General features: G+C 45.9%; 26 protein-coding genes and 1 tRNA gene. 9 read left to right on the top strand and 18 right to left on the bottom strand.

Annotated features, from left to right (window positions below):
* The first annotated feature begins 188 nt into the window (after positions 1–188).
* A tRNA-Arg gene (locus CBX98_RS03745) sits at positions 189–265 on the top strand.
* Positions 266–374: 109 nt separating this feature from the next.
* Positions 375–965 carry a membrane lipoprotein lipid attachment site-containing protein gene (locus tag CBX98_RS03740; protein WP_048626525.1) on the top strand — a complete coding sequence of 197 codons (591 nt, stop codon included), beginning with the start codon at positions 375–377 and terminating at the stop codon, positions 963–965.
* A gap of 45 nt (positions 966–1,010) precedes the next feature.
* On the opposite strand, the gene CBX98_RS03735 is transcribed toward CBX98_RS03740, so the two are convergent.
* Genes CBX98_RS03735 through CBX98_RS03655 form a run of 17 tightly spaced genes read right to left on the bottom strand, consistent with a single transcriptional unit; the run spans position 1,011 to position 16,225 of the window.
* Positions 1,011–2,234, bottom strand: a complete 1,224-nt coding sequence (locus tag CBX98_RS03735) for a beta-ketoacyl-ACP synthase (RefSeq protein ID WP_005382295.1) — start codon at positions 2,232–2,234, stop codon at positions 1,011–1,013.
* Complete coding sequence (gene fabG / locus CBX98_RS03730; RefSeq protein ID WP_109168605.1) at positions 2,231–2,956, bottom strand: 3-oxoacyl-ACP reductase FabG; 726 nt, start codon at positions 2,954–2,956, stop codon at positions 2,231–2,233. The genes CBX98_RS03735 and fabG overlap by 4 nt, the downstream gene beginning before the upstream one ends.
* Entirely contained in the window at positions 2,953–3,417 is a 465-nt protein-coding gene (locus CBX98_RS03725) for a hotdog family protein (RefSeq protein ID WP_109168604.1), read from the bottom strand. The genes fabG and CBX98_RS03725 overlap by 4 nt, the downstream gene beginning before the upstream one ends.
* On the bottom strand, positions 3,410–4,597 hold the full coding sequence (locus CBX98_RS03720) for a beta-ketoacyl-[acyl-carrier-protein] synthase family protein (RefSeq protein WP_109168603.1): 1,188 nt from the start codon (positions 4,595–4,597) through the stop codon (positions 3,410–3,412). Before CBX98_RS03720 ends, CBX98_RS03725 begins: the two co-directional genes overlap by 8 nt.
* Positions 4,598–4,617: 20 nt before the next feature.
* Entirely contained in the window at positions 4,618–5,229 is a 612-nt protein-coding gene (locus CBX98_RS03715; RefSeq protein ID WP_047724393.1) for a DUF3261 domain-containing protein, read from the bottom strand.
* On the bottom strand, positions 5,226–7,568 hold the full coding sequence (locus tag CBX98_RS03710) for an MMPL family transporter (protein WP_109168602.1): 2,343 nt from the start codon (positions 7,566–7,568) through the stop codon (positions 5,226–5,228). Before CBX98_RS03710 ends, CBX98_RS03715 begins: the two co-directional genes overlap by 4 nt.
* Positions 7,540–8,160 carry an outer membrane lipoprotein carrier protein LolA gene (locus CBX98_RS03705; RefSeq protein ID WP_017634795.1) on the bottom strand — a complete coding sequence of 207 codons (621 nt, stop codon included), beginning with the start codon at positions 8,158–8,160 and terminating at the stop codon, positions 7,540–7,542. The genes CBX98_RS03710 and CBX98_RS03705 overlap by 29 nt, the downstream gene beginning before the upstream one ends.
* Entirely contained in the window at positions 8,160–8,606 is a 447-nt protein-coding gene (locus tag CBX98_RS03700) for an acyl-CoA thioesterase (RefSeq protein WP_005388315.1), read from the bottom strand. The genes CBX98_RS03705 and CBX98_RS03700 overlap by 1 nt, the downstream gene beginning before the upstream one ends.
* Positions 8,606–10,159 carry an aromatic amino acid ammonia-lyase gene (locus CBX98_RS03695; RefSeq protein WP_109168601.1) on the bottom strand — a complete coding sequence of 518 codons (1,554 nt, stop codon included), beginning with the start codon at positions 10,157–10,159 and terminating at the stop codon, positions 8,606–8,608. Before CBX98_RS03695 ends, CBX98_RS03700 begins: the two co-directional genes overlap by 1 nt.
* Positions 10,143–11,849 (bottom strand): glycosyltransferase family 2 protein, encoded by a 1,707-nt coding sequence (locus tag CBX98_RS03690; RefSeq protein ID WP_172605918.1) that lies wholly within the window; start codon positions 11,847–11,849, stop codon positions 10,143–10,145. The genes CBX98_RS03695 and CBX98_RS03690 overlap by 17 nt, the downstream gene beginning before the upstream one ends.
* Positions 11,842–12,210: a 3-hydroxyacyl-ACP dehydratase gene (locus tag CBX98_RS03685; protein ID WP_005460551.1), complete on the bottom strand. Its 369-nt coding sequence runs from the start codon at positions 12,208–12,210 to the stop codon at positions 11,842–11,844. The genes CBX98_RS03690 and CBX98_RS03685 overlap by 8 nt, the downstream gene beginning before the upstream one ends.
* 10 nt (positions 12,211–12,220) lie before the next feature.
* Positions 12,221–13,621, bottom strand: a complete 1,401-nt coding sequence (locus tag CBX98_RS03680) for an AMP-binding protein (RefSeq protein WP_109168599.1) — start codon at positions 13,619–13,621, stop codon at positions 12,221–12,223.
* Positions 13,622–13,625: 4 nt separating this feature from the next.
* Positions 13,626–14,186 (bottom strand): hypothetical protein, encoded by a 561-nt coding sequence (locus tag CBX98_RS03675; RefSeq protein ID WP_109168598.1) that lies wholly within the window; start codon positions 14,184–14,186, stop codon positions 13,626–13,628.
* A complete protein-coding gene (locus CBX98_RS03670; protein WP_005382279.1) occupies positions 14,186–14,443 on the bottom strand; it encodes an acyl carrier protein in 258 nt (85 codons plus the stop codon). Before CBX98_RS03670 ends, CBX98_RS03675 begins: the two co-directional genes overlap by 1 nt.
* Positions 14,444–14,458: 15 nt before the next feature.
* The gene (locus CBX98_RS03665; protein ID WP_005382278.1) at positions 14,459–14,719 is read right to left on the bottom strand and encodes a phosphopantetheine-binding protein; all 261 of its coding nucleotides are present in this window, start codon (positions 14,717–14,719) and stop codon (positions 14,459–14,461) included.
* A 13-nt stretch (positions 14,720–14,732) separates the two neighbouring features.
* Positions 14,733–15,500 carry a lysophospholipid acyltransferase family protein gene (locus CBX98_RS03660; RefSeq protein ID WP_172605919.1) on the bottom strand — a complete coding sequence of 256 codons (768 nt, stop codon included), beginning with the start codon at positions 15,498–15,500 and terminating at the stop codon, positions 14,733–14,735.
* The gene (locus CBX98_RS03655) at positions 15,497–16,225 is read right to left on the bottom strand and encodes a beta-ketoacyl synthase chain length factor (protein ID WP_109168596.1); all 729 of its coding nucleotides are present in this window, start codon (positions 16,223–16,225) and stop codon (positions 15,497–15,499) included. The genes CBX98_RS03660 and CBX98_RS03655 overlap by 4 nt, the downstream gene beginning before the upstream one ends.
* 77 nt (positions 16,226–16,302) lie before the next feature.
* On the opposite strand from CBX98_RS03655, the gene CBX98_RS03650 reads away from it, so the two are divergent.
* From CBX98_RS03650 to CBX98_RS03635, 4 genes are all read left to right on the top strand, one after another.
* Positions 16,303–16,701 (top strand): hypothetical protein, encoded by a 399-nt coding sequence (locus CBX98_RS03650; RefSeq protein WP_005390458.1) that lies wholly within the window; start codon positions 16,303–16,305, stop codon positions 16,699–16,701.
* 27 nt (positions 16,702–16,728) lie between these two features.
* Entirely contained in the window at positions 16,729–17,796 is a 1,068-nt protein-coding gene (locus tag CBX98_RS03645; protein WP_172605917.1) for a methyltransferase, read from the top strand.
* Between the two features lie 7 nt (positions 17,797–17,803).
* The gene (locus tag CBX98_RS03640) at positions 17,804–19,048 is read left to right on the top strand and encodes an NAD(P)/FAD-dependent oxidoreductase (protein ID WP_109168594.1); all 1,245 of its coding nucleotides are present in this window, start codon (positions 17,804–17,806) and stop codon (positions 19,046–19,048) included.
* 220 nt (positions 19,049–19,268) lie between these two features.
* Positions 19,269–20,009: a transglycosylase SLT domain-containing protein gene (locus tag CBX98_RS03635; protein ID WP_109168593.1), complete on the top strand. Its 741-nt coding sequence runs from the start codon at positions 19,269–19,271 to the stop codon at positions 20,007–20,009.
* A 9-nt stretch (positions 20,010–20,018) separates the two neighbouring features.
* Here the strand turns inward: CBX98_RS03635 and CBX98_RS03630 are convergent, their stop codons facing one another.
* The gene (locus CBX98_RS03630) at positions 20,019–21,323 is read right to left on the bottom strand and encodes a hemolysin family protein (protein ID WP_172605916.1); all 1,305 of its coding nucleotides are present in this window, start codon (positions 21,321–21,323) and stop codon (positions 20,019–20,021) included.
* A 176-nt stretch (positions 21,324–21,499) separates the two neighbouring features.
* On the opposite strand from CBX98_RS03630, the gene CBX98_RS03625 reads away from it, so the two are divergent.
* The 3 genes from CBX98_RS03625 (at position 21,500) to CBX98_RS03615 (ending at position 24,988) form a co-directional block, all read left to right on the top strand.
* Positions 21,500–22,708, top strand: coding sequence for a DEAD/DEAH box helicase (locus tag CBX98_RS03625; RefSeq protein ID WP_046874220.1), 1,209 nt, complete (start codon positions 21,500–21,502; stop codon positions 22,706–22,708).
* A 253-nt stretch (positions 22,709–22,961) separates the two neighbouring features.
* Entirely contained in the window at positions 22,962–23,624 is a 663-nt protein-coding gene (locus tag CBX98_RS03620) for a TrkA family potassium uptake protein (protein WP_109168592.1), read from the top strand.
* Positions 23,621–24,988: a TrkH family potassium uptake protein gene (locus CBX98_RS03615; protein WP_109168591.1), complete on the top strand. Its 1,368-nt coding sequence runs from the start codon at positions 23,621–23,623 to the stop codon at positions 24,986–24,988. Before CBX98_RS03620 ends, CBX98_RS03615 begins: the two co-directional genes overlap by 4 nt.
* The last annotated feature ends 185 nt before the right edge of the window (positions 24,989–25,173 follow it).

Genomic DNA, 25,173 nt, shown 5'->3' with positions numbered 1-25,173 from the left:
TTAAGAAGGCAAATTATCTGCGGCGCATTGTCGCAGAATTTCTTATTAACATCCATACGCAAACGTTTGCTTTGTGGTGTTTTTGAACATTAAGCGTTTTGATGGACTTTTTTTAGGCATTCAGATCAGAATGTTATGAAAACCCGTTGATTTACCCGTTTGAACTCGTATAATCCTTTCCCTGTAGCGCGCCCTTAGCTCAGCTGGATAGAGCACGTCCCTTCTAAGGATGTGGTCATTGGTTCGAATCCAATAGGGCGTGCCATTTATTTAAAAGCCCCGATAACTCTTTGAGTTGTCGGGGCTTTGTCGATCTTGTCTCAAATGTATTAACTTAGCTCTGTTACATGAGCTTTATTTTGATGCTTAAACTCATGAAAAAAATAATTTTTACTGCATTGATTGTTACTCTTTTAAGTGGGTGTGTCACACGCAAAGTTCGTGTTTTACCCCAAGCTATAAATATTACCCCAATTACTGATATTGCAATTAAAAACCTTAATTGCAGAATGGTTGACTCTTACACGATCGAGGATGTTCATCCAAACAATGTAGATCGTATACTTAAGAATCAAACTTACGCATCTGGTGGAAACCGGTACCATATCGCAACTGTTCTAGATACTAGCCGTGGACGCCCATCTAGTGTTGTTGCGGAGCTTTATGACTGCCAGGTTGCCAAAATCAGTTTAGAAGCTGAGAAAGTTAAATTACTACCTGGTGCAAATGAAGTTCAACCCATCTCGTTTGCAGAAGTCGAAAACAATGAGTGCAAAGTGATTGGAAACAAAGTTGTATCAGAAAGCCAGAAAGGCTCTCTTTTTGATGAGTTGTCTAACCAAGTCTACATGGCGGGTGGTAATCGATATCATGTGACTAATATTATTGAGTCTGAAGGACAAACTCCAACATCTGTTTCTGCTGATATCTATCGTTGCAAGCACCGTTCAGTTGCCTTCAACTAACAAAAAAGCGCTGGTTAACCAGCGCTTTTGCATTTATTAAGGGCATTACATCTTTTTAAAGATGATGGAGGTGTTGATGCCGCCAAAGGCGAAGTTGTTACTCATCAAATATTTCACGTCCAGCTCTCGGCCTTGTCCGGCGATGTAGTCTAAATCACCACATTGCTCGTCGAGGTTTTTTAGGTTGAGCGTTGGGTTGAACCAGCCTGTGTGCATCATTTCTAAACCTAGCCACGCTTCAATCGCGCCACAGGCGCCTAGTGTGTGGCCAAAGTAGCTCTTGAGTGAACTTATTGGCACTTTGCCCAGAGCATTCGCTGTTGCGTTGCTTTCCGCAATATCGCCGCGGTCGGTGGCAGTGCCGTGAGCAGATACATAGTCGATCTTCTCAGCAGGAATGCCCGCGTTTTGCAAAGCCATTTCCATACAGATTTGCATGGTTTCCATCTGTGGTTGAGTGACGTGTGCGGCATCACAGTTGCTGGCAAAACCGATGATTTCTGCATAGATTTTCGCGCCACGAGCGACGGCGTGTTCGTACTCTTCCAGAACTAGCGTTCCCGCACCTTCACCAATCACCAAACCATCGCGATCGGAGTCATAAGGTCTTGGTGTGCTTTTCGGGTCTTCATTCTTCAGACTGGTGGCAAAAAGGGTATCGAAGACAGCGGATTCCGTTGGGCACAATTCTTCAGCGCCACCCGCAACCATGACCGTTTGGTAGCCGTGTTTGATCGCTTCGTAGGCGTAGCCGATTGCTTGGCTGCCAGAGGTACATGCACTGCTGGTTGGGATCACTCGGCCTTTCAAACCGAAAAATAGACCAACGTTCACCGCCGTGGTATGTGGCATCATCTGCACGTAAGTCGTTGCGGTGATCGCTTTAGTGGTTTTCTCATTCAGCATGACACCAAATGCGCCGATTGCGTCAGTACTGCCTGTTGATGAGCCGTATGCGATACCCGTTTGGCCATTGGTGAGTACGTCGTTACCAATCAAACCTGCTTGGCTTAGTGCGTTTTCTGTTGCGACGGTCGCCAATTTGGAAACACGCCCCATGCCGCGTACTTGCTTGCGCTTGTAGTGCTTTGGCAGTTCAAAATCTAAAATGGGTGCCGCGAGCTTGGTGTTCAAACCATCATACTGTTCGTAAGAAGGCATGTATTGCGTCGCGTTCTGGCAGTCACGCAGTTTTGGCTCGACAGATTGCCAATCGTTACCAAACGCAGTCACACCCGACATTCCGGTTACAACAACTCGACGGCTCATACTAGGCCTCCGTTTACCGAAATGACTTGGCGAGTTACATAGCCTGCGATGTCAGACATAAGGTAACTGACTAAACCAGCGACTTCTTCTGGTTCTCCCATGCGGCGCAAAGGAATTTGCGGCATCGCGTGTTCTTTTACGTGTTCGTCTACCATGCCTGTGTCGATAAGTCCCGGTGCAACGCAGTTAACGGTGATTTTGCGTTTTGCCAGTTCAAGTGCGAGTGATTTTGTTGCACCAATTACGCCCGCTTTTGCTGCGCTGTAGTTGGTTTGACCACGGTTACCCATCAGGCCAGAGACTGATGCAAGGGTAACAATTCGGCCGCCTTTGCGCTTTTGCACCATAGGCATAACACAAGGGTGAAGAACGTTGTAGAAGCTATCTAGGTTGGTATGAATCACACCATCCCATTCTTCTTCGGTCATCGCAGGGAAAGCGGTATCTTTTGTGATGCCTGCGTTGTTCACGACGCCATAGTAAGCGCCGTGTTCGGCGATATCGGCTTCTAGCTTCTCACGACAATCTGCACGGTCACTGATGTCGAATTGGATAAGACGACCGCTACCACCATGCTGTTCGATGGTGTCTAGGGTGTCTTGCGCGCCTTGTTGATCGCCCATGTAATGGACAATGACTTGGAAATCATCTTTGGCTAATTGAACGGCAATGGCTTTACCGATGCCTTTGCTGGCACCTGTAACGAGGACTTGTCGGGTCATTGTTGACTCCTGATTTTCATTTCTTGTAATTTTTCTTCTGATGGAACGTAAACGTTCAATTGGCAAGTCGCTACAACAGTTCCTTGTAGCTCAATACGGGCTGAAAAAACCGCCATACCGTTATCTTCCATGACTTTTTCAGCATACACATCGAGCACCTGTCCGCGAGAAAACGTATCGCATTCAGACGTGTATCGACGGCTACCAAGCAAAAAGCCAATCGGTGGCGCTTGTTCTTTCATTAATGCGTGGTAACCAGACCACGCCGCGACAGATTGCGCCATAAACTCAATGCCAACGTAAGCTGGCACAGTTTGAGAGGCCAAGTCGAAGAACGGGTTGTGTTCTGCGATATCAACCTGGCAGTGAATCGTATCTTGTTGAACATCCATCGCACGATCGACCAAGATCATTGGTTTGTCGTGTGGCAAAAGTTGTTCGATGGGAGGAAGTTTAGTCATGAGCGTAACCAAAAATAAGACTAATATTGTTGCCACCAAAAGCAAAAGAGTTGCTGAGAATCGCTTTGTTACCCAGTTTGGTTGGCGTCTCAACTAACGATATATGGATATCGTCTGCTTTGGTTTCGCAGTGTTGCATTGGCAAGTCAAGGTTGTACTTGAGAATATGCCAAGCGATCGCGGCTTCCGTTGCACTTGCAGCGCCTAATGTGTGTCCGGTAAGTGGCTTTGTTGAACTCACAGGGACGGAGTTACCAAAGCAGCGGTGAATGGCTTTGCTTTCCATCACATCGTTTAACGGCGTTGCTGTGCCATGCGCGTTGATGTAACCAATGTCTTGCGCTGTAAGTCCTGCATTGGCCAACGCTTTTTTCATCGCTTCTTCTGCGCCTAACCCTTCTGGGTGTGGTGCGGAAATGTGGTGCGCGTCTGAGCTATCGCCAGCTCCGAGAAGAGCAACGGGCGCAGGTGTTTTGCTTAGCAACATTAATGCTGCGGCTTCGCCGATATTGATGCCGTTGCGATGTTGGTCAAACGGCTTACAAAGGGTATCGGATAGAGCTTCTAAACCGTTAAAGCCGTTTAGTGTGAGGCGACAAATGGTATCCACGCCACCCACAATGACCGCATCAACAATGCCAGAGCGAATCAGGCGTTGCGCGGTTAAAAAGACACGACCACTAGAAGAGCAAGCGGTTGAAACTGAGTAATGTGGGCCGCTCAAATCAAAGTAGGCGGCAATAAAATCGCTGCAGTTGCCAAGCTCTTGTTTGGTGTAATGGTAGTCGGCAGGAAACTCACCGCTTGCCAGCTTTTCGCCAAATGCGATTTCGCCATCTGAAATGCCAGACGTGCTGGTGCCGATCACGACTGCGATACGGTCACGACCATATTTAGCAATGGCTTCACGCACGTCGCTTTCGATTTGCTGCAAAGCCGAAAGTGCGAGGCGGTTGTTTCTCGTATCAAACTGGCTGAGTGCGGTCGGTAATTGCGGTAACGTCTGTGCAATTCGACCGATTACTGTTTGGCGGCCTGAATTTAAAATATCTTGGTCAACCACCATGTTGGATGGTTTCGCTCCTGATAAACACTGGTGGATGATGGCGTCATCTTGTCCCATGGCAGAGTGAAAGCCACAGGCCTGAATATACAAAGGTTGAGAAGAGCGAATAGGCATATTGTTATTCTAAATTGTTCTTAATTAATCTGATGTTGCAGTGTTTGAATAGAAATTGAAAACTGATGTTTGAGGTGATGAAAATCAATCTCACCCTCTAACTTGTTCGAAGAGCTGTATTGAATCTCAATGATCTTTTCACCGTCGCTATCAAAGATGGCGCGAGAATTATTTTTATCAATAATTCGCCACCTTACCTCATTTAACGATCCTTCCCAAGCGGAACTCGGCCAGAGCGTGATCATCAGGTTAAATAATACCTGTTCTGGCTGCGGTAGCGAACCTTGTAAACCGTTGAGCACTTCGGTTTGAATTTGTTCTCCATCGTAAGACAATGACAGTACTCTTGTCCCCCAGGATGAGAAGCCTGCCAGCACCACTTCGTTGTTGGTCACTTGCAGTTGTACCGGAAGTTGCTCAGATGTGGTTTTACCATCTATTGCCCAAGAAGCCGTAATTAACTGACTGGCAGACAACTGATAGCCCAAGCTTGCGGGAGTGGGTAAGCTAACTTGGGTGTGCTCGTCAATGTCGACCTGAGGCGTCGATTGGTGAGGGACCAAGCTGCATGCACTTAAAAACAGGCTCAGTGCGAATAACGTCGCGCAGCGAAAGGCGTGATTGAAAATCATGACGTCGTTTCCTCTGTTTTAATTGCAACCGGAGAGAGCAGCCAAGCGACAAAAATACCACTTAACACCGTAATGCCAAAACTGTGAATTGCGTGAGTTTGGCTGAGTGACAGCAACCCAAATGACAACACAGTGGTGATTGCCGAAAGGGTGATCGCCAATAGTGTGCTCACACTGCGGGCTTTCTCGGCAAAGAACAGAGTGTAATCGATCCCGATACCAAGAATGAGCACCAAGCCAAGCAAGTTGAACAGGTTTAATGTTGTTCCCATCGCGACAGCAGTTGCCAGACCGCAGGCGCAAGCAATCAATGATGGTAGTAAAACTCGCCAACTGTGTTGCAGACCGTACCGCTTGATTAATACCAGAAAGATCACAGCACTGGCGGCTACCAATAGCTCCATGATTTTGATTCGGTATTCACCAAATAGGGTGGATATTTCTTCTGCTTTATTTAGGTAGGCAACGTCAGGCTGCGATTTGGCAAATGACTTAACAACGGCGGAGTCTTGCAATTGGTTTAACACCACTACCGTTGCCGATTTTCCTTTGATCTTACCCAAATGAAGAAAACGCACAGGCGCTGATACTGGGTTTTGCAAGTACTGATCAACCGTGACAGGGATAAAGTCGGCGTCCATTTTCGGCTTTTTATTTAAGCCCAGTCCGGATGCAAGTGGGCTGGATTGTGTTGCGTAAAGATCGCGAATCAATTGATAGTCTTGTTGCTGACGTTCCACTGAGCTCAAGTAGCGGCTCAGACTCTGGTAGCTTTCGATGGTGCTGTCCGCTTTCCACGCTTCTAATGTTGGCGTCAAAGACTCCAGTTTTTTCATTAGGTTTTCGTCATCGTCGGCGGTAACGACCAACATTTGCTGCGAAGATTGCATGCCACTGAGCGTCGTAATCAAGGTTTCTTGCTGCTTGAGATCTTTCGGCATCGTTTGCAGCAGACGAATGTCGTCATCGTAGTTCAATTGCAGCAAGAAAAAACCACTCGCAACCACACATAACATCGGTAATCCGACTTTAATTCGAGGTTGATTCCAAAGTGTTAACCATTTCGCCAACAGTGATTGTCCCGGTAAATTCGAAATGGTGCGCGATGGGTTACGAGCCAGTATCGGATACCAAGCCACCACTGTGATGTAAGCAGCAATCAGACCAATGGATGAAAACAGCGCAAGCTGCTGCAAACCAGGAAACGGCGCCACTAACATGCCCAAATAGCCGATCAAACTGGTGATTAAGCCAAGTGTGATAGCTATGAAAATATGCCTTAACCCTTGCTCGCTATCCCATTCATTTCCCGCCGCAAGGCGCTCGGTTAGGTAGTGGAATGCGTAGTCGATAGACACGCCGATTAAACTTGCGCCAAACACTAAGCTGAACAGATGGACTTTTCCAAAAATCCACGTCGTAACGGACAAAGCAACGAGCAAACCAATGGTGATGGAAAGCAGTGCCAGAGACAGTGGCATCACACTACGAAAGACCAACACGAGCAATGCAATGATACCGAGCAGAGAGAACACACCGATGGTACTGATCTCCGATTTGGCACTTTGCGTACCAAAGTCGGCGTAAAATAGAACGCCAGTATGTGAGACTTCAGCACCATATTTCTGCGCGACGCTTTGTTCTAGCGATTGAATATCAGGGACTGCAAGCTGCCCCGTTAGGCTATAAGGCGAGTCTTTTAGCTCAGCAGTAATAAGCAAGTATTGAGCACCGTCTTTTTCGACGGACAGATAGCCGTTATCCAATCGGAAAGAGGACGATTGCTGGGTAACTTGGCTTAAATAATCACGAAATAGCAAGAAAGGGTCACTTTGTAACTCTTGCCCGGTCACTCCAGAAAACGGGTTGTACAGCGACTGAATCACACGCTGCACTTGCTGTTCTGGATTTTGGCTTAAACGTTCTCGTTGTTCAGGCGTCAGCAATTGGAAGCGGTGCTTAAAGTAGTAACTCGCCCAAGCTTGCTGTTCTTGAGGTGAGATTTTCCCTACCACATCGCGAAAATGATTACTTTGGCGTAACCCCTTATCAAATTCAGCGGCCGCTGCAAAAAGGGCATTTTTGTCCGGCGCTGTGATCACGAAAATGACTTTGTCGCTCATACTTGCCGAGACCGACTCAAAGGCTTGCTCAGCCATCGGGTTTTGTTGGTTCTTCGGCAGCAGTTTTAAAATGTTGGTCTCAATCGGAGATTCTGCACTCCAAACCCATTGTTTGAGTAGCAACGCGCCCGCTAAAACAACGAGATTGAGCCAAACAATAGCAAAGGTGTGAGTGCCGAGACTGAGTTTAGAAACGGAATTGAGCGTCTTCGGCATCCGTGAGTTCCTGAGGTAGAGAGGTCTGGTTCGTAAACGTGATTTCGGTTTTATCGCCGCGCAGCTCTTGTAGGGTTAGGCGATCAATGTGCGTTTTACCGGAAAGAGTGATGGATTGAAACACCGCATTTAATGGCGACTGTTTGGGCACTAAAACGAGCTGCCACTGATTGTTCTCAACTGAAAAATCGAGTGTGAATTGTTCTTGCAGTGCAGAAGTATCCCCGTGGAACACGGATAAAAACACATGGCTAAAGTAGAACGCCATTGGGTTTTCTTCAGCAGAGATCGTTTTTGGAGCTTGGTCTGCAAAAGTCTGACGAAGTTTGTTTTCCGTCAATACCAAATTGACTGCGAAAGGTTCTGTTTGTTGCCACAACAAGCCATGTGTTTTGCTCAGTGTGAACTGACCTTTAGAGGTTAAAGGTTGACTAAACATTTCCAGATGACGCTGCTGCGTAAAATCTCCGCGTACGATTTCATGCTGAGACAACTGCTGTTGAAGCGATGCCAAATCCGTTACGTTTGCTGTCGGTGTGGCCAGTGCTGGAACAGAAAATATCAACAAAAAAGAGAGTAACCACTTTTGCATTAGTTCAGACTCCCATGGTTGTGCCATTGCTCTACTTTATCTAAAAAAACTGCTGGAGAAACAAAGCACATCTCTTGCTTTTCAATGGATACGGCGACTTGCGTTGTATGCGCTTTGCACATACGTTGATTCGTTTCGGCGTCGTAAATCACGTAATCCACACGCAAGCGGTTTTCCCACTCAGTGAGTTGCGCGGTAATACGAATGGTGTGATTAAACGGAATCGCCTTGACGTATTTAACGCGCGTGTCGATGATCGGCCACATATACCCAGAGTCTTGCATATCGCGATAGCTGTATTGAATCTTCTCCATCAGCACACGACGCGCTTCTTCAAAATACCGAAAGAAGTTACCGTGATAAATCACGCCCATCGGGTCAGCATCTTGGAATGAGGTGACCATAGTCACCTCCGCTTCTAATGGGTAGAGAACCTGCTCTTGCATTATACCTCCGCGTAGAGTGGCCAATGACGTTGCTGAATGCGTTCAATGAAATGACGCAAATCTTGTTCTAATGGGCGATCTTCAATCACAAATTCAAACTCGCTCAGTACGGCGTCACGAATTACTCGCAAACTCTGACTCATGTGGTGTTCGTCCAATTCGTTATGACGGCGACGAATCTCAACCGCTTGAACGCTTGCTAGGAGTGAAGCCGCAGCAACTTGCTCTGTTAACTCAAGTACGCGTAGGCAATCACGAGCCGCAATGGTGCCCATGCTCACTTTGTCTTGGTTGTGACATTCGGTTGAGCGAGAAAAAACGCTTGCTGGCATGGTGTTTTTCAACGCTTCTGCCGTCCAAGCTGAGATACCAATCTGAACCGCTTTAAAGCCGTGGTTGATCGGTTTACGCTCGCCTTCTGCACCGGTTAAGTTAAACGGCAAGCCGTTATTGAACTTGTAATCCATCAGTTGCGCCATCTGACGGTCCAGCAAATCAGCTAAGTTGGCAATGTTCACTTTCAACGTATCCATCGCCATTGCGATATGACCACCGTAGAAGTGACCGCCGTGCAGAACGCGCTCGTTGTCGCCATCGATGATTGGATTGTCGTTGGCACTATTTAGTTCATTCTCAATCAATTGACGTAGCCAAGGCAGTGAGTCTTGCACCATGCCAATCACGTGTGGTGCACAACGCAGCGAGTAGCGATCTTGCAGTCGGTCGCTATTGCGTGGCGGACGTTCAGCATTGAGATCATCACGCAGCCAAGCCGCAACTTGCTGTTGACCAGGGTGAGGTTTTACCGCAAACAACGCTTCATCAAAGTGGAAGTCATTACCTTGCATACCCACAGAGACCATCGCGGTAATCTTGGTGCAAAGCTGCGCTAGGTATTCTGCGCGTTTGTAGGCAAGACAGGCGAGGGCCGTCATCACGGATGTACCGTTCATTAACGCCAAACCTTCTTTTGGTTTTAGGCGAATTGGCTCAATGCCCAGCTCTGCAAACACTTCTTGTGTTGGTCGCACATCACCTTTGTAAAGCACTTCACGCTCGCCAATTAAGGTCGCCGCTAGGTAAGACAGAGGCGTTAAATCGCCGCTTGCGCCCACCGAGCCTTCTTGTGGAATACGCGGCGCAATATCGTGATTGATAAGCGTAACGATTTGGTTCAACAGATCGTGAGACACGCCAGATACGCCTTGCGACAATGAACATAAACGGGTTGCCAGCACCGCGCGAGCTTGCTCATGAGAAAGGATTTGACCTAAGCCACAGCCATGGAAGCGCGTAAGGTGCAACGGAAGTTCATCCACAAGAGCGGGTGGAATCGCCACAGTACATGAATCGCCGTAACCCGTAGTCACGCCGTAAATAACGCCTTCTTCTTTCAGTAATCGTTCCAGAAACGCCACGCCACGATCGATTTTCGCGGTAAATTCTGGCGAGGTGTTCATCTTTGCCTTTGCACCTTGAGCAATGGCAACGACATCTTCGATGGTTAAAGATTGGGCACCAAAAGTGATGTTGTGATTATTGTTGTTTGTCATGTGGCTGATTACTTAAAGTCCAGAAGTTAAAAAAGTTGTACCACTGTAACGGCGCTTGCAGTGTGTGGTGTTCTAATCTGTGTGCGTACTGTTGAACCACGCGTTCTAGTGCCTGCTGACGCTCCTTGCGCGGTAGCGTGATTTGGTCACTAAAGTGTTCAAAGTACACATTAAAATGCGGAGTGTTTGCTTCATCGTCGCGTAGGCCGAAGAGTAGATAAACCGGCGCTTTTAATACTGAGGCCAGCATGAATGGGCCTTGCGGGAATGGTGCAGGTTTACCAAGAAAATCTGCCCAAACGACACGATTTTCTTTGCTGGTAGACGTGCGATCACCAACGATCACCACCCATTCGCCTTGCTCGATTTTTTGTTGAAGCAGAATCGCGGTGTCTGGTCCCATTGAGCTGACTTGAATCAAATTCAGTTCCGAGTTTGGGTTTACCGCCTTCATTACCGCATTAAATTGTTCAGCGTGTTGGGTAAATACCAAGGCATTGATTTTGACATGAGAATGTCGACGACCAAGCGCGCGGCAGAGTTCGATGTTGCCAAGGTGCGAGCCCAAAATGACCACGCCTTGTTTTTTCTGCGCCATCTCTTCGAAATGATGTTGGCCGTGAATGGTTAGGTTGTCGACATTAAAGTCACCTTGCCATGCTGCCAGTTTGTCGAGCATGGTTTGCCCAAAAGAAAGCAGATGATGATAGCTGTCCAACTGTTTTGGCAGTGCGATGTTCTGCTGCGCTGCGTAGCGCTGCAAGTTTTGCAGGTAAATCTCAGACGCTTCACGGGCAGATTTACCCGTGAAGTGGTAGTAGCGCATGACTAACTTCAAAATCAGGTCGAACGCTTTTCTGCCGAATAAGCGGTAAACCGCGAGTAAGGTTTTGATGCCTAAAATCGTGCCTTGTTCTTTTCGTTTCGACCAGTGGGCATTACTGTCGTCTGTGTGACGGCACTTTCTTGCGAGTAGCGAAGGGATGCGCGGCAACATGCCAAAAAATAGTCGAGTGTGCATCCAGCTTATCTTGACGTTATCCCACAATGCGTCGAAGTGGGAAATGCCACCTTCAGGGTAGATCACGCGCGTTGGAACAAAAGCAATATCGACGCCTTCCCAGTACATTCGCACCAGAATTTCGATATCAAAATCCATGCGTTTGCCGATGTTGTACTTGTTCAACACGGCGACCGTTTTCGCCACTGGGTAGGCGCGAAAACCGCACATGCTGTCTTTGATAGACAGTGACAAGGTTTCTATCCACACCCAAACGTGCGTAGCGTAGCGACCATACAAACGGGATTTAGGTACGCTCTCGTCGTATATCGGTTGGCCCGAAATCAGGTTATCTGGTTTTGTTTTGCTGGCGCTGAGCAACTTCGGCAATGCTTCTAGGTCGTGTTGACCGTCTGCGTCGATTTGAATGGCGTGCGTAAAACCAAGCTGGTGAGCTTGATGTAGGCCTGCCATTACCGCGCCACCTTTACCTTGGTTTTCGCTCAAACTAATCAGTTTTATCAGTCCTTGCTCACTCAAAGCTGAAAGCGCTTGTTTGGTGTATTCATTGCTGCCGTCGTCCACGACCAGCACTGGCAAATCGAAAGAGGATAACGACGCAACCACGTCTGCAATTGTGCTGCCGTGGTTGTAGCAAGGAATTAAAAAGCAGGGACGGTAATCACTCACGTGACTCACCCAGTTTCATTTTTCCTGACGAGTGAGTCACCAAGGTTTCACCGTTTTTCGATGTGTACTTAAAGGTCAATTTCTCACGCTCATTGTCCCAAGAGAGTGAGAGGCAAACGTCGGCGTTTGGCAGAATCGGCTCTTGAAATTTGATGACTTCCATTCCTTTAAATACCTTGGGAGTATTCAAATATTGAACGGCGTAGAACAGCGCCCAATCAATTTGAGTGACGCCGGGTAAAAGAGGGAAGTGACTGAAATGACCTTGGAAATCTAAGATGTCAGCATCCACACGCAGCGATAGCTCCGCGGTGTGGTCGCTCACTTCAATATTCTGAATAGTTGGTTTTCTTTTTTCCATGTTACTAGCTTTATTGGAATAGTTTTTCAATTTCAGCAACTTGGCGTTTGCCTTGGCTGTTCAATGGAATTTCGTCGACCACTCGGAATTTTCTCGGGATAGCGATCGGCTCTAGCCAATTGCGCAGAGCCTTGCGAAGCTCAAGCCAAAACTTGCCTTTACCGAGTTCATTAAGCACATCACCGCCTTTATCGTTAAGTACGATGATCGAGACTAACGTGAGGCGACCAGATTCTTCCATTGGGATCACCACGCTTTCTTGAACCCACGGCAGTTGCTCTAAACGTTTTTCCACTTCGACAAGAGAAATACGCTTTTCTTCGACTTTGACGATTCGGTCAGTGCGTCCACGCAATTCAAAAGAAATACTATCATGGAAATAGCATTCATCCGCAGTTTGGTACCAAGTGTTTTCATCAATGTGTGGCGAGCGGAGCTTTAAACAATTTTCATGGTTAAGCTCGGCTTCAACACCAGGGAATAACGTCCAGGGAGTACTGGCTTCGTGCTGCTGACGGTAAGCGATGCCGCCAGTTTCTGTGCTGCCAAAAACTTCAATAGGAAGTGACCCAAACAACAGCTGGCTGTGTTGCGCGGCTTGGTTTGGCAAGGGGCCTCCAGAAGAGAATACGCACCGAATTGCAACCGGATTATGCTCTTCACTGAGTCGTTTTAGTAACGCAGGGCTGCTTACTAGCGTGGTGTCAGCATCGGCGTGATGGACAATTTGCTCTGGGAACTCAAGGTTGTGTGCTGAAAATGGACGTGCAGAGCACAAAGGCCACAATACGCGGAACAGCAAGCCGTAAATGTGTTGATGAGAGACGGTGCTTTCAACGCGTGTGTTGGCAACCGTGTCGCCCCATAGGTTGTCTAGAATAGACAATTCGATATCGAGCTGTTTCAGCGTTTTTGCAATGGCTTTTGGTTTGCCGCTTGAACCAGAAGTGAATAGCGTCACTGGTATTTGTGCCAGATTCAATTCACGCCAAACATAAGGTTGGTCTACCTGTTGCTCGTGAATCAAGGTGGTGTCTACCAATGATTGAGCTTTTACTAGGAGTGAACTCACCTGTTCTGGAACAGAGACATCGGCATCATGCAGCAATAAATCGTAGTGCTCACTGAGTTCTTTGAGTGCTTCTGGTTGGTAATTACCAGGCAATACAATGGATTTTCCTGCGTGACAACAAGCAAAAAAGCCAACGGCAAACAGGTAGCTGTTGCCAAAACACAACGCAATGTTTTGCGTTGGTTGGGTTTCTAACTGCTGAGCAAGTGTTGCGACGTGCTGCTGGAAATCACCCCAAGTGATAACTGTGTCGCGATCGTAAGAGACAGGGGATTGCTCAGACCTCTCTGCGACGAACAAGGTCGCTAGGGAGGTAAAGCTCGAATACGTTGTATTCATACGATTAGTGTTCCTTTCGAACAAATTGACGCACGATCCATTCTCCAGCGAACAAGCCACCAGCAAGTAAGTAGCTGATGAGGCCGTTATAAAGCGTCCATATTTTTACTGGTAGGAAACAGGTATAGAGCGCAAAAGCGGCATTCAGTACAAAAAAAACGCACCAAACCATCGTGACTTTGCGTGTGTAAGCCACGCCACTAGCCGGAAGGTCAGGCTCTTGCAAGCGAGCAAGCCTTTCAATGATTGATTGCGGCTGTTTTAAGCTCAGTCCAAAGACACACAGCATACATACATTGACAACCACAGGGTAAAAGTGAAGCCACCCGTGTTGTTTAAACACCATGCCAAGTGTAATTAGAACAATGCCAACAGCGCCCGTAGCGAGCGCCAAGAATTTAAACTCTTTTAGTGGGGTCTTATTTGCGATGAAAACACGCAAAAGTAACGCAGCAATTAACAAGCCCCCGACTAAGTTCAAGCCAAATTTATCTATACCGAAATAGACGGCGAAGGGGTAGGCAAACAGTACAATTGCAGACAGACCAGTCAGCAATTGGCGCATTAACTTTCCTTCAATAACTCAGTGACGGCGTTAACCACATCGTCAACGGTTCTTACAGCACTAAACTCTGCTGGCTTGATTTTTTTGCCAGTGACATTCTGTAGGTGTACGACCAAATCAACGGCGTCAATGCTATCAAGGTCGAGATCTTGGTATAAGTGCGCATCTGACTGAATGTCGGCTGCGTCAATTTCGAACAGCTCAACAAGCGCATCTTTAACTTGTTCAAATACTTGATCTTTATTTACATCAGTCATGAATATACCTACAACTTATTCATTAGTTTGAGAAGAAACGTATTTCGCTAGGTTTGCTACAGAAGCAAAGTGTTCGCGCGTGTTTGAGTCGTCGGCATCAATAACGATGTTGTATTGTTTTTTAATTGCGAGTCCAAGCTCAAGTGCATCGATAGAATCTAAGCCAAGTCCATCACCAAAAAGTGGTGCATCCGTTTCAATATCATCTACGGTTAAATCTTCAAGGTTTAAAGCATCAATAATAAGTTGCTTAATGTCGTTGTGTAACTGTTCCACTGGGACCTGCTTATTAATAAAAGTTTTCTGGAAAAATGTTTTCAGCTAGGTGCTGTTGTAAGCGTCGCGCCGCTATTGTCGGCGACGTAGTTTGCTTTATAAAAGGGTCAATCTCAACTTTATCCTTAACTTCAACCCTGAAAAAAGGCTTTGTTGCCGGTACTTGATACCATTTTTTCTCTTTTGTGAGGAAACTTGGCGTTACCGTAATATGGACAACCCTTAAATCTCGTTCTGTTCTTACCGCAATTTGTGCAGCGCCGCGTTGTAATTTGGGTTCTACACCTGGTGTTGTTCTTGTCCCTTCAGGAAATATAAGCAACACGTTGCCTTTGTTAAATCGTTTATCACAAAGTGCTAATAAATCATCCGGCGCTTCATTGGGAATATATCCGGCTGCTTTTACGATGTGCTTCATAAAAGGATTCGACCATATTGCCGATTTTACTAAACAGTCGCAGCGATTTAATTGTGAAGCAATGAGAACGTAATCGATCAAACTAGGATGGTTGGCAACAATTAAACAATTACGATCTTGTTGAAGAATATCGGCACCAATAATTTCGTAATCGATTGCTCCACTTAACTTCATCAATTTACAAAAGGTGTTGAATGAATATCGAATGGCACCTTGAACTTTATATTCACGTTCCGTTTGATCCGAAACGAAAATACGAATGGTCGGAATAACAATGAAGCTCAGTGTTAAACCACCTAACCCAAATACTGAAAAACAAAAGCCGGTTGCTAGCACACGCCAATACTGATTTAAGCGACTCATTGCTTGTGCCATTCCCAAATTTGTTGCGGAGCGTGAATAGTCCACTGATTTTCATCTAACAAGTAGTGTTGCAAAAATGCTAGGCCTTGTGGCAACGGATGGTTTGAGCATTTTGTACTGATGCCGCTTTGCACCGTGAAGCCATCTCCATGAGAAAGTATCAAGCCAAGTCCAAACCCTTGGTATTGTTGGTTTTCATACTCTAAATAAGAGTCAGGCATAGGCTCATCAAAATCAACAAGCAGGACTTTTTTGTCAGGATTGTCGGACAAAAACAGCCATGCTTCTAATATTGCACTTTGGAATGTGTTTTCTGCCGCAGCGATAGAAGTGAGAGGGATGGGCTGTTTGGTTGCAATAGTGGCAAGCCCTGCGGCGGTATTATGCACTGACTGAGAAAAAGCCATCGGAGACGCTTCTTCACCGTTAATAATATCTTTAACTAACGCAACACTGCGATGCAATTCGCCATGACGACTCGAAAATACGAGGTAATCAACCTGATGTTGATTAAGCAGTTCGATTGCCGTTTGCACTGCCAGTTTGCTAAGTGGACTCATTCTTCTGCGCATCATCGCAGGAATATCTGCAACATTGATTTTGCCATCTTCTGGCCATGTTATCTCTGTTGCCCATTGTTTCCATTCATTGGATTCGGATAAACCGAATGAATTCGCTGTCCACGCATCAATATTGAACGAAATGTTGATCTTCGAGTTTGGCATATTGGGTTAAATTGTTTATTTTACAGCTCGATACAAACTGGGCTTTACCCAAAGTCATAATAAAAAAGGAAATTATCATGTCGCGTTTTAAGCTGTATGTCTCGTTATTATTAACTTTGCTTCTTGTCGGTTGTGGACGAGTACAACCTGTAATGAATGTGGAGGATACTCCAGTTGCTTATGATCTTCAAAATAAACAAGTAAAAATGGCCATTGTGCAATCGGCAACCAACCGAGGTTGGACGATTGAAGAAGTAAGCCCAGGTGTTCTTATTGCAAAAATTCACGTTCGTAAACACTTTGCAGAAGTAAAAATTCCATATAACAACAAATATTACTCAATTATTTATCTCAACTCAGTAAATCTAAAAGCCAGTGATGGCAAAATCCATCGCAATTACAATCGTTGGATAAACAACTTGAATGTTGATATTCAACGAGCTATTGCATTGTTAGGCTCTCAGTCTAAACAATAAAAATATTAATTGCAGTTAGGTTTTTCCGTGTTAAATCAAAATAATGACCCTTTTAATGCTTTTGAAGCAAAAACAGAAGCTCAGAAGTTATCTTTTGCACCAATCGTGTTCCAGACCGCCAGAACGCTCCGAGATTTAGGTATTTTAGCCGCGCTAGACAGCGCCGGTTCACAAGGCATGAGTGCCACGGACATTGCCGAGAAAACGGGCGTGTCAGAATATGGTGTCAAAGTATTGTTGGATATGGCGATTAGCGCACATATTGTTTTATGGGAAAGACCTAACTATTCGCTTGCGAACCTTGGTTTTTACCTTCTTCACGATGGTATGACGAACGCAAACATGGACTTTACGGCTGATGTCTGTTACGCCGCGATGATGCATCTGACGGAAGCGATTCAAGAAGGTAAGCCTTCTGGTTTGAAAGAGTTGGGCAATTGGGAGACGATTTATCAAGGTCTGTCGACGCTGCCAGACCAAGCCAAACAGAGTTGGTTTAAGTTCGATCACTTCTATTCGGATCGCTCGTTTCCATTACTGCTTAAAGACGTGTTTGCAAGCAAGCCAAAGCACCTCGTGGATATTGGCGGAAATACCGGGAAATGGGCTATTCAGTGTTGTAAGCATGATCCTGATGTTGAAGTTACCATTGTCGATTTGCCGCAGCAATTAGAAGTGGCGATGTCAAATGTCTCTGAAAACCAGTTCGCCGAGCGTGTACGTCCATACCCTGCCAACATGCTTGATAAAGCACAAACATTGCCTGAGCATGCTGACGTATGGTGGATGAGCCAGTTCTTGGATTGCTTTTCACCAATTGAGATCCTAAATATCCTTAAAAAAGTCAAAGCCCAGTTAACGAAGGGAGATACTATTTACGTATTGGAGCTATTTTGGGATGCCCAAAAATACGCGGGTGCTTCTTATAGCCTTAATGCAACCTCTCTCTACTTTACCTGTTTAGCCAACGGCAATAGTCGTTTTTATCGCAGTGATGATTTCTTAGAAATTGTCGAAGCGGCAGGTTTATCTGTCGTCGAAAGAACCGACAACATTGGCCTTGGTCACACCTTATTAAAACTACAAGCAAACTAAATTCAGAATGAAAACAGAGCTCAAGCAAGTTGTCGTCGTAGGAGCGGGCCCATCTGGCTCCACCGTTTCTGCGTTATTAAAATCGCGTGGCATAGATGTCGTTGTCATAGAAAAAGCCACCTTTCCACGTTTCTCTATCGGAGAAAGCCTGCTTCCTGCATGTATGGAAGTTGTCGAGCAAGCCGGAATGACAAATGCGGTAAAGCAGTTTGGCTTCCAATATAAAGATGGCGCTGCATTTCGTCGCAATGGTGTTTACACCCAGTTCGATTTTACGGACAAATATACCCCAGGGCCGGGTACGACGTTTCAGGTGCAACGTGCCAGTTTTGATAAAGTGCTCGCCGACAGTGCCGCAGAGCAGGGCGTCGATATTCGTTATCAACATGAGCTAGTTAGCTTGGCGTTTGAAGGCAAAAAATCTCGCTTAGAAGTTGTTGGGCCGGATAAACAGACCTATCAAATCGAAGCTGATTTTGTTTTGGATGCGAGTGGTTTTGGCCGTGTTTTGCCACGCTTGTTGGATCTTGAAGAGCCTTCTTGTCTTCCTCCAAGAAAAGCGATATTTACTCACATTGAAGATCGTATCTCTCCACAAGAGCCAGAGTACGATCGTAATAAAATTCTGATTTCCGTGCATCCTGAAAATCACGATGTGTGGTACTGGCTAATTCCATTCTCGAATGGTACATGTTCGTTTGGTGTGGTGGGTGAGCCTGAGTTTTTCGAGCAATACCCAGAAGATAAGCTTGTAGCTTTGCAGCAGTTGGCGAATGAAGAACCGGGGTTGGCTTCTTTGTTGCGAAATGCGAATTACCCAAATCCAGCAGGCGAGTTGGGTGGCTATTCAGCAAACGTCAAACGCTTAGCGACTGAAAACTACGCACTGCTTGGTAATGCCGGCGAGTTTCTTGATCCTGTATTTTCATCTGGCGTTACTATTGCTATGAAGTCAGCGGAATTTGCGGCCGATTGCGTAGCTCGTCAATTAAATGGTGAAGTGGTTGACTGGCAAGAAGAGTATTCGGAACGCTTGATGGTGGGGGTAAACACATTCCGCACTTATGTGGAGGGGTGGTACAGCGGCACATTGCAAGATGTGATCTTCTATCAAAACCCGAATCCACGTATTAAGCAGATGATTAGCGCGATTTTGGCTGGATACGCTTGGGATACAAACAACCCTTACGTAAAGCAAAGCGAACAACGTTTGTCGACGCTCGCTGAGCTGGTTCGAGAAGCGGAACTGTAAGAGTATAAATTCTCTTAGCTGAGAATGCGTAAACCTAGGTCTTACCGAGAAATTGGTAAGACCTTTTTTAATCTCGGCAACACCTTTTTATTTGTACTTCGAGCTTACTGGAGACATCTTGACCACTTGTTTCGAGGTGTATCGAATTTGAGAAAATTTATAGTGATTATGATCACATACATACTCATTGTTGCTGATATTTATATTAAACGTGTAGGAAATGGATTACATTTTGGGAGTGTTCCCTAAATCCGGCTTCGTTGTGAAAACGGTTTATAAGCAACTGTATAAATTAGTAAAGTTCCAAAAACTGCACCAAAAAAAAAATAAGTTTCTTGCCAAATCAATTCGCTTGGTGAGTTCGAACAATCGACTGCGCCAAACACTTCCTTTACTTTCTCGAATTGTCAAAGAACACGACGCGCCAACGGTCTCTTCGGTTGTTGATCCCGAGAACGCGGTGGCGTGGGGAGGCAAAGTTTCTCCAGAGTTCAAATGCAAAGTCATCCGTATTAGTGAAGAGCTGGAGATCAACCCTAATCATCTGATGGCCTGCATGGCATTTGAAACCGCTGAAACCTTCAGTCCAAGCATCAAAAATGGTTCAGGAAGTGGGGCGACAGGGTTAATTCAATTTATGCCCTCTACCGCTGAGTCATTAGGAGTGAGTACGAAAACTCTTGCGAGGATGAGCGCGGTTGAGCAACTTGACTATGTAAAAGCCTATTACTGGCCATATCGCCATAAAATCAATAGCTTGGAAGATGCGTATATGGCAATTCTCTATCCTGCTGCGATTGGCAAACCGTCTTCTTTCGTTTTGTTCAAGCAAGGCTCGATTGCATACCGACAAAATGCGGGTATCGATCGTCACAATACAGGAAAAATCACGCTTAATGATGTTTCCTATAAAGTACGGAAAAAACTAGAGAAAGGTTTACAGCCCAATTTGATGGGATAGGGCCGCGCTTTATTCCACTTCGCTATTGTTAGTTGGTGTATCGATGTCTTTGGTGACTCTGACTTGCATAATGCGATGTTTTTTAACGAGGAGTATGTCAAATCGCCAACCTTGGTAGTGAATGTGCTCCCCAACATTTGGGACTCGACCATAAAGCCATGTCAAAAGCCCATTTAATGTTTGAAAGCCTTCTCGCTCTTCGCCTTCTATGCTGCTCAGTTCGAGTTTGTTCTTGAGCTCATTGAGCGGGATCAACGCGTCCATCAACCAACTGCCATCTTTTTGTTGTTTGGCCCACACTTGCTGTGGCGCCATGCCCAGTTCTCCAGCAATTGACTTTAACAAGTCGTAAAGGGTTACTAGGCCTTGTACATCACCATACTCATCGACAATAAAGACCATTTCCGCACTGGTTTGTTGCATGTAGTTAAGGAGAGGTAACCCTTTCATGGACTCGGGTACAAAACGCGGACGCTTGAGCTGTTTAGCCAGTTTACTGATAGACAATTCGTCATATTCATCGAGCAGGACTTTGGATGAAATGGTGCCAATAATATTGTCCAAACTACCCTTACAGACTGGCCATACGGAGTGTTGGGTTTGGCGAAGGTCAGTAAGGATGACATCAATAGGTTGGTTGGCATCTAGGTAATGGATATCGCACCGTGGTGTCATTAACGATAATGCTAAACGATCGTTAAGGTGGAGTAAGTTGCGAATCATCAATTGCTCTTGTGGCTCAATCGCACCGGACTCAGAGCCTTCGCTAACAATAGCAAAAATATCCTCCTCGGTAACAATCTCACCGTTGCTGTCGTTTTGGCGCAATAATCGGAGAAAAGTATCGGTTGAAAACGTCAATAAGAAGACAAAAGGAGTGGTGAGCTTGGCGAGCCAGTGGATCGGATAAGCTACGATAATAGCGATGGTTTCTGCGTTGTTTTGTGCAAAGCGCTTGGGAACGAGTTCTCCCACCACAATCGCGAAGTAGGTGATCATGAGCACGACGCTCGTCGTTGAAAGTACCGTTGCTATCTCTCTTTCTAGCCCTTGGGTTACTAACCAATTTTCGAATGGTACTGAAAGCGTTGCTTCACCAAAAATACCACTTAATAGCCCGATGACGGTAATGCCTATTTGGATCGTGGAAAGAAACTGAGTCGGATTGTTTTTAAGTTCGAGCGCTAAAGCGGCAGAGGTGTTGTGTTCTGCAATTAATTTTAGCCTTCCGCTTTTGGCTGCGACTAGAGCGATCTCTGACATAGCAAACGCGCCATTGAGTGCGATTAATCCAACCAGCAGTAATACGTCCATAACGTTTCCCAGTAATGTACACGTTAGCAGCATAACTAGATTCACGCGCAAGAAATGTGATGTTGCGAGTAAATCATGCAGCGCTCTATTATCGGGCTCTACGCGCATGAATCCTTCTGTTACTTCACTGGGATTCTGATACACTACGCGCCCATTTCCTCTGTTGAGACGTTTCTATGCCATTTTCTAAGCTTGGTTTAAGCGCATCGATTACTGATGCAGTAAAAGCGCTAGGTTATGAAAAACCGACCTCTATCCAGCAAAAAGCCATTCCAATCGTACTGCGTGGTAGCAACTTAATTGCCGCAGCACAAACGGGGACAGGTAAAACGGCCAGTTTTGTTCTACCAATCTTAGAAAAGCTTAGTCAAGGCGAAACGCAACGTAAAAAACGTGCTCGCGCTATTATTCTTACGCCCACACGCGAACTTGCGCTTCAGGTTCATCAAAGCATTGAAGCTTATGGTAAAAACTTACCGCTGCGCTCAATGGCGATGTTTGGTGGTGTGGATTATGCGCCACAAAAACAAGCTTTGATCGAGGGTGTCGATATTGTGGTAAGTACGCCGGGACGTTTGATTGACCTGTATGGTCAACGCGCTATTCACTTTGATGAAGTGGAAATGCTAGTGCTTGATGAAGCGGACAAAATGTTGGACATGGGATTCATCGATGCGATCGATAAGATCGTTGATTGCATGCCAGAACATGTTCAAAGTCTGCTGTTCTCGGCAACGCTATCTAATCCTGTTCGTGATTTGGCGAAAAACGCGATTATTGATCCTGAAGAGATCACGATTGCAAAACACAGTGCATCTAAGTCGAACATCAAGCAGTGGATCACCACCGTCGATAAGGACATGAAGTCGTCGCTGTTAAGTCACATGCTCAAAGAAAACGACTGGTCACAAGTACTGGTATTTATTGAAACCAAGCATGGTGCTGCCAAGCTTGTTAGCCAACTTGAAAAGCGCGGCATTGTGGCTGAAGCGTTTCACAGTGGCCGTAATCAGCGTGTTCGCCAAGAATTAATAGAAAAGTTCAAAGCCGGTGAAATCCAGTACCTAGTCGCAACTGGTGTTGCAGCGCGCGGTATTGATATCGATAACTTGCCCGTTGTTATTAACTACGACTTACCGTATCCAGCAGATGAATATGTACACCGTATTGGTCGTACTGGTCGTGCTGGCGCACAAGGTGAAGCGATCTCATTAGTCTCAAAAGATGACTTTAAAAACCTTTGTATGATCGAGAGCCGTTTAGGGCACTTGCTAGAGCGAGTGGAAATTGACGGCTTTGCACCAAGAAAGCCAGTGCCGATTTCTATTTTAAATTACGTACCTAAGAACAAGCGTAAACCGCACGATAAGCGCGAATCAAAATAGCCTGTTTTATCTCTACGATCCAAAAGCCGCAACAATGCGGCTTTTTGCGTTTTAGGGAGATTCACTCATGGGTTGACAGTGTTGGCTTTTATGCCGTAATGAGTAAAAAAGTTAATTTATGTCATACGCTTAACACTCAAAGTGAGTCAGCTTTCGTAAAGCTTTTGTCAATTCTCTGTCCTCAGGTTTGCACAAGGTTAGGAATGGGCGCAGACTTTTTTGCTTGCTAGTGAATGCATAAGATGAGGCATAAATGAAAACAGGTGATAAGCAATTCGCCGTTATTGGTCTTGGCCGATTTGGTTTGGCAGTGTGTAAAGAGCTACAAGATTCAGGAGCTCAAGTTTTAGCGGTTGATATCAACGAAGACAGAGTTAAAGAAGCTGCCAGTTTTGTTAGTCAGGCAATTGTGGCTAATTGTACTCACGAAGAGACGGTTGCTGAGCTTAAGCTTGATGATTACGACATGGTGATGATTGCTATCGGAGCGGACGTTAACGCTAGTATTCTCGCCACACTGATCGCCAAAGAAGCGGGAGTGAAGTCAGTATGGGTTAAAGCCAACGATCGATTTCAAGCGCGTGTCCTGCAAAAGATTGGTGCGGACCACATTATCATGCCTGAACGTGACATGGGGATACGTGTCGCGCGTAAAATGCTCGATAAACGGGTTCTTGAGTTCCACCTTTTAGGTAGTGGCTTAGCCATGACGGAGTTTGTGATTGGATCTCGTTGGATGGGTAAGACATTAAGTGACCTCGCACTGTGCAAAGTCGACGGTGTGCAAGTACTCGGGTTTAAACGGGGCCCAGAAATTACCAAGGCGCCAGACCTTAATACCAAGCTGGAAATTGGCGATCTCATTATTGTGGTTGGCCCGCAAGATGCGCTAGCAAATAAATTAAAATCACTATGACGCAGTTTCATCAAAAAGGCGTTTTTTACGCGCCAGATGGTAAACGAGAAAAAGCAAAGGGTAACGAGCCGCGGATTATATTGCTGAGTTTTCTCGGTGTGTTGCTGCCTTCTGCCGTGCTGTTAACCTTGCCAGTTTTTTCTGTTACAGGCCTTTCGATAACGGACGCTTTGTTTACCGCAACATCCGCCATAAGTGTGACAGGGCTTGGTGTTGTCGATACCGGGCAGCACTTTACGTTAGCCGGAAAAATCTTGCTGATGTTTTTAATGCAAATCGGTGGGTTGGGACAGATGACGTTGTCGGCGGTTTTACTCTATATGTTTGGTGTGCGTTTAAGCTTACGCCAGCAGGCGTTAGCGAAAGAAGCGCTAGGGCAAGACCGACAGGTCAATTTAAACCGACTGGTGAAGCGGATTGTGATTTTTGCGCTTGTCGCGGAATCTATTGGGTTTATTTTCCTTTCCGTTCGTTGGGTTCCTGAAGTGGGCTGGCAAACTGGCATGTTTTACGCGTTATTTCATGCGATTTCTGCGTTTAACAACGCAGGGTTTGCTCTGTTTTCAGACAGTATGATGAGCTTTGTGAATGACCCGCTGGTCATCTTTACCCTAGCCGGGTTATTCATTTTTGGTGGGCTTGGTTTTACTGTTGTCGGAGACATCTGGCTGAACTGGCGTAAAGGTTTCCACTTTTTGCATCTTCATACCAAAATCATGCTTATCGCGACTCCGATATTGCTCTTTGTTGGGACGGTGATGTTTTGGTTACTCGAGCGGAGTAATCCAAATACAATGGAATCGTTACCTTTGGCTGGTCAATGGTTGGCGGCATTCTTCCAATCCGCTAGTGCTCGGACGGCCGGGTTCAACAGTGTCGACTTGGCGCAGTTTACCCAGCCAGCTTTATTGATCATGATTGTTCTGATGTTGATTGGTGCTGGGTCCACCTCAACGGGGGGCGGCATTAAGGTTTCCACATTTGCCGTTGCGTTCATGGCTACGTGGACCTTTTTGCGCCAAAAGAAACATGTGGTTATGTTTAAACGAACCGTAAACTGGCAAACCGTGACTAAGTCACTTGCCATTATCGTTGTGAGCGGCGCCATTCTGACAAGCGCGATGTTTTTATTGATGCTCACAGAGAAGGCAAGCTTTGATAAGGTCATGTTTGAAACCATTTCCGCATTTGCGACGGTAGGACTTACCGCTGGTTTGACGGCAGAGCTTTCTGAGCCTGGCAAGTACATTATGATCGTGGTGATGATCATTGGTCGTATCGGGCCACTCACGCTTGCCTACATGTTAGCCCGCCCTGAACCTACCTTAATCAAGTACCCTGAAGACGCCGTTCTTACAGGTTAAAGTAGCGTTTATCTGCACCCCACCGACCATAACGAGCACTGATTAATAGCAGTGCTCGTACATTTATAAAATATGTGGGACGTTGCCCAATTTTATCTACAAAGTCGCAGAAGTTTATTTCTTCTTCCTTTTGTTTCGATACTATTCATTCACTCAATTTATACCCTCGGAAGCCACACTTACAA

Origin of the sequence: Vibrio sp. T9 (assembly GCF_003123985.1) — a bacterium.
GTDB lineage: Bacteria > Pseudomonadota > Gammaproteobacteria > Enterobacterales > Vibrionaceae > Vibrio > Vibrio diabolicus.
Note: the sequence above shows the minus strand (reverse complement) of the source record. Positions and strands in the feature narration are given on the sequence as shown.